General features: G+C 43.6%; 1 protein-coding gene. It reads left to right on the forward strand.

Features of this window, described 5'->3' with window-relative positions; genetic code table 11:
* On the forward strand, positions 1-1170 hold a 1170-nt coding region (locus ACZ2M0_RS09415; protein WP_490059279.1), incomplete at both ends, for an IS3 family transposase.

The following is a 1170-nucleotide window of genomic DNA, read 5'->3' on the forward strand; positions in this document are numbered from 1 at the left end:
GGAGCAGGCCCTTAGGCGAATCATAGTTGAACATGAGCCTGCCCGTCGAGTATCTATTGACTTGGGCTTAAAAAGTAATGGCATGTTGTACAACTGGCTGCGCGAATACCGTAAAAATGGGTATAATATCGTTAACAAGCAGAGAGGACGACAGCCCCATGACCAAAAGAGAACAGCTGATCAAACAGGAAAATCAGCGACTCAAGCAAGAGAACGAACGCTTACGCCAGCAGAACTTGAAGCTGAAAATCGAGAACGAATTCGTAAAAAAATTGAGCGCCTTAGTCGACCAGCGGACCAAGAACCGCAAGCCGCGGAAATAGCCCAGGCAGTTACCCAACTAAGGCGCGAGCTTAAAGTCAGCGTAACTTTTATTCTTGATGCCATTAATGCCAATCCCAATCTGCCCCATCTATCCCGCAGTAATTACTACTACAGTTTAAAGAAGAAGGACAAAGAGCGAGATAATCAAGAAATAATGGCTAAAATCAAAGCTATTTATGAGGAACACAAGCACCGCTATGGCTATCGCCGCATTACTGCAGAACTAAGACGTCGCGGTTTATTAGTCAACCATAAAGAGGTGCAGCGCTTAATGAACAAGCTGAAATTGTTTGGCATAGTCAGTAAACGCTGGCACAAATACAGCAGCTATCGCGGCACTCAGGGTCCGATTAAGCCTGACCTAATTAAACGCAGCTTTAGTGCGGTTTACCCCAATCACAAATGGTATTCAGATGTGACTGAGATTAAGCTCAAGGGGCAAAAGACCTACTTATCACCGATCATTGATGGCTGCACCCAAGAGATTGTTTCCTATACCATTTTTCGCAGCCCTAATCTTAAGCAGACCATGGATATGTTAAAAAAGGCCTGGCACAAATATCCAGCCTTGAATGGCTTGATCTTCCATACCAATCAAGGCTGGCAATACCAAAATGGCCAGTTTCAAGCATGGCTGAAAAGCCATGGCATTAGCCAGTCAATGTCACGCAAGGGCAATTCGCTTGATGATGGGTTAATGGCAGGCTTCTTCGGGATACTCAAACGAGAAATGTTTTATGGTTTTGAAAAGCAATATAAGAATCTCACTGAACTGGAAGATGCGATTAGAGACTACATTGAGTATTACAATCAGAAAAGAATCAAAATCAAACTAAAAGGACTAAC

This window comes from Lactobacillus sp. VURO6/B1 (VP7), assembly GCF_058139575.1.